Origin of the sequence: Clostridium sp., from assembly GCF_032552055.1 — a bacterium.
Lineage (GTDB): Bacteria > Bacillota > Clostridia > Clostridiales > Clostridiaceae > Clostridium.
The window spans coordinates 1-7952 of sequence record NZ_JAWGSV010000143.1 but is presented as its reverse complement, the minus strand read 5'-3'; the positions used below and the strand labels follow the sequence as shown (position 1 = coordinate 7952).

8 protein-coding genes and 1 pseudogene are annotated in these 7952 nt (G+C 26.8%); 1 reads left to right on the top strand and 8 read right to left on the bottom strand.

Annotated elements, in window-relative coordinates; all coding sequences use genetic code 11:
- Positions 1–474: 474 nt before the first annotated feature.
- The 5 genes from yedF to E6248_RS10335 all read right to left on the bottom strand — a co-directional run bounded on the left by yedF (position 475) and on the right by E6248_RS10335 (position 4619).
- On the bottom strand, positions 475–1071 hold the full coding sequence (gene yedF, locus E6248_RS10355; RefSeq protein WP_316340730.1) for a sulfurtransferase-like selenium metabolism protein YedF: 597 nt from the start codon (positions 1069–1071) through the stop codon (positions 475–477).
- Between the two features lie 556 nt (positions 1072–1627).
- Entirely contained in the window at positions 1628–1822 is a 195-nt protein-coding gene (locus E6248_RS10350) for a hypothetical protein (protein WP_316340729.1), read from the bottom strand.
- Positions 1823–1993: 171 nt separating this feature from the next.
- A complete protein-coding gene (locus E6248_RS10345) occupies positions 1994–2737 on the bottom strand; it encodes a hypothetical protein (protein ID WP_316340728.1) in 744 nt (247 codons plus the stop codon).
- A 76-nt stretch (positions 2738–2813) separates the two neighbouring features.
- Entirely contained in the window at positions 2814–3854 is a 1041-nt protein-coding gene (locus tag E6248_RS10340) for an LD-carboxypeptidase (RefSeq protein WP_316340727.1), read from the bottom strand.
- 84 nt (positions 3855–3938) lie between these two features.
- On the bottom strand, positions 3939–4619 hold the full coding sequence (locus tag E6248_RS10335; protein ID WP_316340726.1) for an HD domain-containing protein: 681 nt from the start codon (positions 4617–4619) through the stop codon (positions 3939–3941).
- Positions 4620–4849: 230 nt separating this feature from the next.
- On the opposite strand from E6248_RS10335, the pseudogene E6248_RS16420 reads away from it, so the two are divergent.
- Positions 4850–4933, top strand: a pseudogene (locus E6248_RS16420) (DUF3955 domain-containing protein); the annotation flags it as partial.
- A 116-nt stretch (positions 4934–5049) separates the two neighbouring features.
- Here the strand turns inward: E6248_RS16420 and E6248_RS10330 are convergent.
- The 3 genes from E6248_RS10330 to E6248_RS10320 all read right to left on the bottom strand — a co-directional run bounded on the left by E6248_RS10330 (position 5050) and on the right by E6248_RS10320 (position 7833).
- Entirely contained in the window at positions 5050–5340 is a 291-nt protein-coding gene (locus E6248_RS10330) for a CD3324 family protein (protein ID WP_316340725.1), read from the bottom strand.
- Between the two features lie 191 nt (positions 5341–5531).
- Complete coding sequence (locus tag E6248_RS10325) at positions 5532–6149, bottom strand: DUF1062 domain-containing protein (RefSeq protein ID WP_316340724.1); 618 nt, start codon at positions 6147–6149, stop codon at positions 5532–5534.
- 274 nt (positions 6150–6423) lie between these two features.
- Entirely contained in the window at positions 6424–7833 is a 1410-nt protein-coding gene (locus tag E6248_RS10320; RefSeq protein ID WP_316340723.1) for an amino acid permease, read from the bottom strand.
- Between the last annotated feature and the right edge of the window lie 119 nt (positions 7834–7952).

Sequence of the window (7952 nt, the reverse complement as noted above, 5' to 3'; positions counted from 1 at the left end):
CAGCAGTATATATTGTTGAGTTAAATAAAACTCATAAACTATTATGCAGTGAAGAATCAGAAGAATTAAAATATTTTAGTATTAATGAATTAAATACAATTAATATAGCTGAAACTCATAAAAATATAATTGATGACTATATTTATAAAGAACTAAACCCTAAATTAACTATCTAAATAATTAAATATAATTGGTTATGAAAAATCAAAAAAGTCAAAAATATATTATAAGTACTTAAACTAATATTTATATGAATTATATTATTTTATAAAGTGATTCTTATCTTCAGGTGGAGTTTTCTTAACAGGAATACACTACCAACCTGAAGGTTAGAAGAACTAATCCAGGCGCGTAGCAGTGCTCAGCTCCCACTTGTTGAAGGGGGAGTGTTAGCAATGGTAGCGTTCGGATAAATTTACTAGAAAAGTCACCCTATATGTATTAGAGTGACTTTTCTTATATATCTTATAACTCTTATATAGTTATAACTTTAGAAACTACCTTCATTTCTTCAACTATTTCATACATATTGCTTACTCTTCCTACTGAAAGCCTATCTTCTAATCCATAGAAATTAAGACATGCTCCACAAACAAGCAAATCTACTCCATGGTTTTCTAACTCTTTTAAGTGTTCAGCAGCTTGTTCATTAAGTGTAGGAACCTTTACTCCATCGTTCATAAATAAAATTGATTTTGGATAATCCTCTGATTCTGATATTGTATATAAAAACATCTTTATTAGTGTTTGTCCTAACTCTTCATTACCAACACCAATTGTGCTTTTATTTACAAATATACTCCAATCACCAAGAGGCTTTCTATTTTCAACCTTAGCTAATATTTCTTGACATTCTTCACATCCATTTGAAAACCTAACATCAAAATTACCATTAACTTCAGTTACTTTAACTTCAAATCCTTGACTACTAGCCAATTTACTTAAATTTTCTACTGCTATTTTATTATCAACTTGAACTGTAAAGAATTTTACTCCTCCATCAATTTCTTTCTTTGCCATAATAACAGGCATAGGACAATTCTTCCCTCTTGCATCTATAATTTTACTCATATTAATCACCTTCCAATAAAACTATTCTAGAAATTATTATACATCATTATTTAATTAGTTTGTACTAAATTCATTTTTTACTATAAACTAGAAAAGCTTATTAAAATCTAAATACATTTTTTCTTATATTACGTATAGAATGATTAATTTAAAATATCAGTATATAACTAATTCTTTAAAGCAGAATATATATTATCTAACTCATTAGAAGAGTTATTCACTTTAAATCATCATATATTTTAATACTTAATAAATTTAAGCTATTGTAGATTTTTTTGTATTCCTCATAATCTCTACTATTAATATCTTTTTCAAAGATAGTCTTATTTATGGTACTTCATAAATATAAATTCTGAATATCCTCTCATTTTTGCATATCTCACTTTTTCTCGTTTATATTCTTTAAATCCAAACTTTTTATAACAATTAATAGCTGCTACATTTACATTGGTAACCGAATTAGTAAACTCACTATAATCATTGTTTTTAATACAAAATTCTATAAGTCTACTTGCAATTCCTAATCTAAAAACTCTATTTTCTCCAGTAACATAAGCTAAAACCCAACAATCACATCATTTATTGTTACAACAAGGTAATTTTCTAAAGCAATTCCGCTTCTAAATGCTCTAGATATTTTATTTACATCTCTTGATAGACTTTTCCACTCTTCAAAAAAGGCTTCTGCAAAAACTTCTGAAAGTGTTATTCTATCCACTTCACTTGAATTTCTAATTATAATATTGTCCATTATCAATACTCCTTCTATTATTAACTTTAGGTTTAACTTATAATTAAAATTTAATATCACGTCTTTAAAATTACTTAAAATATCAGTATTAATCTAAGCTTTATTTAAATAAAAAAAGAAAGCACATCAAAAAACATTGTGCTTTCATCTTAAGTATTATTCAATATTAATTTATAAAGTAATACAATTAAACATATAATCACTATTAAAGTAATTCTGTCCACCTATTTCTTTATAATTCTTATAATTATCTATTCTAATATGAAAATTACTATAGTCTAAGACATTATCAAGATCATATTCCTTAATAACTTTATAGCAATACTTTCTTATTTCATTAAGATAATCTTTATCTAAAACTGTCTTTTCAAAATTATCTTCATTTATGAATACATAAAATGTGTTCCAATAACTAACAGCCACTACTTCTGAAAAAACAGATTTTATAGTATTATGAATATTATGCCATGCCTTATTACTACTCTGAGAAATCATTGTTTTTAGTATATCTTTAACCAAGAACTGTATCTCTGTTGTTTCTGTAATCCCAGGTAACTTTGTGATTTTTAAAATTTTATAGAAGCTTTCTATATACTTATTGTTTTTATCCTCTATTCTATAATGGATATCCGGATCAGCCTGCCATAAATAAATATAAAAATTTATAAACTTACTATCACTATCTGGTCTTTCAAATTTGCAATTAAAAATATTTATACTATATTTTTCGTTAATATATTCAATATACTTCTTTACAAATTCGCACCTAAAATCATCTTCTTTATATCTAGCAATTGCAAAACCATAGTCACTACTTTCTATTACTGAAGACTTATGATCATTTTCTGTACTATTATAAACCTCTAATTCTTCTATAGACTTTTCATTTATTTTCTTTTTTTCTAATAAAATCATATTTACCTCTCAAAATACATAATAAATAATGTTTTATGTATTAAAACTATTTTATGAACTAATAAGAATATTCCTTTTACATAACACCTGATTCTAATATAGAGAAGGTATTATTATCACAATCTATCTCAGCTAAAGCACCGTATGGTATTGTAATTATTGGAGCTGTATGACCAAAATTCACATTGTATAATATTGGTAAATCATTTAACTTTAGTTCATCTCTAATTACTTTATAAATTACCTTCTTATACTCTTCATAATACTCGTTATCGTATGGTTTTCCAAAGATTATTCCCTTTGACTTTTCTAATATACCCTGAGAGCCATAATTTCTAAGCCAATACTCAAAATATACAGGACTTGGCTTATCTTCTGAGGTTTCAAAAAATAATATTGAATCTTCCCAAAGTTTTTCTTCAGGCCACAATTTTGTACCTTTAACCATTTCTAAGACTTCAATACACCCTCCAATTAGTTTTCCTTTAACTTTCCCACTTCCTTGTAGGACCTCAACTCCAACATTTGCTTTTGTATTTCTAGATATATCTTTATTACACTCATCCCATGGTAAATATTCGCTTGTCCAAACATCTGATGAGTTAATTATACCTATTGATTCAGTATTAAATAGCACTTTATTAATCCAATACTTTGTATAATCAAACATATTAATATTTTCAGCAAACTCTGATAAAATGGCTGGTCCATAAAAGCTAGATAGGCCTGCTTTTAAACATATCATATGAGAAACTGTTGTATCAGAATAACCTATGAATATCTTTGGATTATTACGAATAACATCAAAATCTATAAAAGGTAGCATTCTTATACTTTCGTACCCACCTATACATGAAAAAATACCTTTAATGGACTTATCTTTAAAAGCATTCATAAAGTCCTCAGCTCTTTTTTCAGGATGATTATATAAAAACTCACTTCCCTTTAAAGTATTCTCCATTTCAATAACTTCAAGTCCAAATTCTTCTTCAAGTCTCTTCTTACCTTGATAATATCTCCATAGTATTTCCTTATCTCCAGCTCCACCCCAAGATAAGCTTACTGTAGCTATTTTATCTCCTCTTTTAAGATGAGATGGTTTAGTTAATTTCGTCATCTCTAAGCCCCCTCTTTTTTAATATTATACCATAAATTAACATAGCACATATTCTTTATACTATTTCATTTATGCTTTCTTTATCTAAATTTCATCCTGTATTATATTATTAAACATCTTCCATTCATCATTATTAAAAAACACTTTAGGAATTAAGCTCATTTTACTTGAAAATCTATGTATTGACTTAAAAACCTTTGTTATAAAATAAAACTCTTCTAGCTCTTTCTTATTTATTTCTTCATCACAAATAAACTTAATTTCTATATTACTATTATTTATATCAACTAAAATATCTTTAATATAAAGTAACTCCTTCATCCCCCTAAGATTATATCCAGCTTTAGCAACTCTAGTATATTTTATATCCAACTTATCACTTATAATTAATGTTAATGCAATAATATTATTACTATTAAATCCATCACTATGAATCTTTATTGCTTCTAATACTAAATCCTTATTTTTTAATTCAATATTATTTTCTTCAAAGTAAGTCTTTGCAAAATCATAACTTCTTAATGCATGATTCTTCTTTCCTTCTATTGCCCCAGTATCATGTAGTATAGCTGCTATCTTAGCCTCTTCTATAAAATTTTCATCATAATTTAACTTTCTTAATAAAACTTCAACTAAATTAGCAACATTTTTAACATGCTCTAAATTATGATGTGCACAGCCTTTATCTAAATCTTCAAATTCTGATATTTTATTATAAATCTCGATTATTCTCGTATCTTTTACTATTTTCTCAAAGTTCTTCATTTACTGTCCTTTCTTAGTTAGCATTTCAAATCTAATTTTATTTAACATAATCCCTATTATAGTATAATTACCTGCTGTATCAAGCAGTTTTTTCTAGCACATCATCTTATTGATAACATTTTATTCAACCAAGAATTTTATCATATGAACCCTTATCTTTTATTGATATTATTATACTGTACTATTATTATTTCATAAAATTGAAAGGAGTAATTATATGAAAAAAATTAATTTACATTCTCCCATTTATTATAGGTGCTTCTTGTTTTATAGGATCAACTATAAATTCCGATGGAATCCTTGTTGAACCATTTTTCTTCTTAATCCCAATTGGATATATATTCCTTATAATTGGAGCATTTATGCTTGTATTTAAAGGATTAAGTAATTTATATAAAAAAATAAGAGAGCCTAGTTTTAAGCTCTCTTGTTATGATCTTTCTTCAATAGTATTATTTTTCTCTTTTAAAATTATTCTGTCTATACTCTTTTTTGATAAAAAGTATTTTGCTGCTAGGTCTTTTCTACATATTCCACTTTTGTATTCAGAATAAATCCTAGCATCTCTTAATTTAATCTCTTTTTTAGTAGTTGTGGTAGATCCCCAAAGCCTCTTATTTTCTTCTCTCTTAGGAATATAAATATACTCACCTTCTACATAATTTTGAATCAATTCTAATATTTCTATAGGTAATACTTCCTTTGCTGCAATATAGCACATAATGCTCCTCCTAAATATATAATTTAAATTTAGGTGTAGCAAAGGCTATTTAATTATTATTTTATATGCAATAGCCTTTGCTATGCATTTATAGAAGGTGTTGTCATATAAATCTCTCCTTTTATTCCTATATATTTACTATTTTACTTAATATCACTTTACAAATCAAGGAAACCTAAAGTTTTATAGGATTAGACAATCTCCTTTAGAAACTTAACTTCCTCTTTTATCTTAACAAAACTTATCTCCATACCATTTTTTATTTTAGTGTTTAATGAATTCTTATTATCCTTAATAATAAATTCTCCATTCTGACGCATACTTTTTATTTTACTTCTTGAAACCTCAAGCTTATCACTTAAGAATTTATCTACCCTAATATCCATTTTATAATTACAAAGAACCTCAACTGAAAGCTCATTTTCATTAATATAATACAAGTCTAGTTCACTTTCTATTATCTTATAGTTTAGACCTTCTAAAATAATTTCTGCCTTATTCTTACTATATATACTTAAATCAAAAGCATATTCTCTAGCTAAATGTTTATCGTTAGCTAGAAACTTCTTATATTCATCTTTATTAATATCCCTAGGATTTATTCTTTCATATATTGTCATATTCCAAGTAGATTTACAATTCTCACATTGATAAATTAACCATACATCTAGGTTACTTTTATTTGCATTAACTCTAAATTTCTCACTATTTATATAGTATGTCTTTTCATTGCACTTTGGGCAATTTCTTTTTACTTTAGGTAAATTTTCAGGAACTACTTCCCATATATATTTTTTATAATAGCTCATATTGCGCCTCCTATTTATTAAACTCTTAGGATTTGCAAAGGCTACCTCACTATTTTATAATGCTATAGCCTCTGCTACGCATTGAAAAAATCTCTTTTCATAAATAACGCCTCCATTTCTTTGAGATAAGTATATTTTACCAACGCTACTTACTTCTTTAAACCTAATACTTGTTTACTAAATAAGAATGAGCCACTAATACTACAGGGATTAGAAAATAAAAAAACTGTCTAGTATATAATTTATTAATTACATACTAGACAGTAGTATTCTATTATTTAGATATATTTGTTCTCTTAGCTATATAAGGTAATATTAATCCTAAAGCTATTAATATAAATGGAGTTATAACATTTAGTGCTAGTTGGAATATATCTTTTGAATACATACCACCTATACAAGCAAAGGCTGTAAAGGCAAAGCACCAAGCTCCTAATACTATTCCTAAACTTCTATTTTTAACAAAATAATATTCTCTTTGGAATTTGTCGTCTACTCGCTTTAATGCTATATAAGCAACAAATACCCATAAATATCTTAGAGGCATACAAACTGCATTTAGTTTTACAAGCCATCTAACTAACTCATCAACACTTCCAATTCCTATTGCTGGAACTATGATTAATATTGAAACTATAACAAATATTAATTTATGTCCATTAGTATATGCACCATTTTTATTTTGAACAAATAGTTTTTCTGGAATATATCTTCTATCTCCACTATCAAGTAACATACGTAATGGAGCATCAATTGAAATTATAAGTACAGCAAATTGTCCAATCATATTAGTAATTGCATAAGCTATAACGAATAAGTTTCCTAAGTTGTAGTATTCACCTAGCTTTTGGAATGCATAGTATGCTCCATTTGTCATTAAATCACTTGGAATATTATTTGAATCAAACATCATTCCTAATGAAATTGTTCCAAGTATTGCTGTAACTGCAACCATAATAGCTAGAGCAATCATACCTTTAGAAAATCCCTTAGCTGGATCCTTCATTTGATTTACATAAGGTGATATCTTTTCACAACCACCAACTGAAAATACTAATATAGAAATACTTGTGAAAAATGAAACATCAAACTTTGGAATAAAGGTACTTAATGACCAGTTTATTTCATTTAATTGAGCATCTGTAATAGCTGGAGCTGCTATCATTAATAATATAAATAACATAGACATTACAAACATAGATGTCCCTGCTAAAGAAGATAATTTCTTTAATGGATTTAACCCCTTAGATGCAATATACATAGCAACAACAAAAACGATTAAACAACTTATTTGTAACAATACAGTATTCATATTACTAATTCTACTGTCTTGGAAGATAGCCCAACTTGATGCAATCATGAAACTATTAGGTTTTTGTGAAAGATAAGGCATATGTACAATCCAATATGTCCAACCTGCATAGTATGCTATCTTAGGTCCTATAGTTTCTCCAACCCAAGAACTTACACCACCACCATGACTTTTAAATGCAGATCCTAATTCTCCAACCATTAATGCATATGGTATAAAATAAATTGCAAAAATTATAAGCCAAGCTACAATTGCTTGTAATCCATTATATTCAGAAAATCCGTTGATTACATTACCAAATCCCCAGACTCCTGAAAAAGCCATTAATGCAAGGCTATACCACATAATCTTTTTACTATTATTCTCCGGCATATTTATAACCTCATTTCGATTTAAATAATAAAAAACACAACTATGAAAACGTCATAATTTGTAGTTTTTTATCATTTTAACATCTTTTAAAATTAATTTAAACAATAAAATTAATTTTA

Coding starts and splice junctions, on each gene's coding strand:
- E6248_RS10340 (WP_316340727.1), bottom strand. CDS start 3,854: ATGACGAAATTAACTAAACCATCTCATCTTAAAAGAGGAGATAAAATA.
- yedF (WP_316340730.1), bottom strand. CDS start 1,071: ATGAGTAAAATTATAGATGCAAGAGGGAAGAATTGTCCTATGCCTGTT.
- E6248_RS10335 (WP_316340726.1), bottom strand. CDS start 4,619: ATGAAGAACTTTGAGAAAATAGTAAAAGATACGAGAATAATCGAGATT.
- E6248_RS10320 (WP_316340723.1), bottom strand. CDS start 7,833: ATGCCGGAGAATAATAGTAAAAAGATTATGTGGTATAGCCTTGCATTA.
- E6248_RS10350 (WP_316340729.1), bottom strand. CDS start 1,822: ATGGACAATATTATAATTAGAAATTCAAGTGAAGTGGATAGAATAACA.
- E6248_RS10345 (WP_316340728.1), bottom strand. CDS start 2,737: ATGATTTTATTAGAAAAAAAGAAAATAAATGAAAAGTCTATAGAAGAA.
- E6248_RS10325 (WP_316340724.1), bottom strand. CDS start 6,149: ATGAGCTATTATAAAAAATATATATGGGAAGTAGTTCCTGAAAATTTA.
- E6248_RS10330 (WP_316340725.1), bottom strand. CDS start 5,340: ATGTGCTATATTGCAGCAAAGGAAGTATTACCTATAGAAATATTAGAA.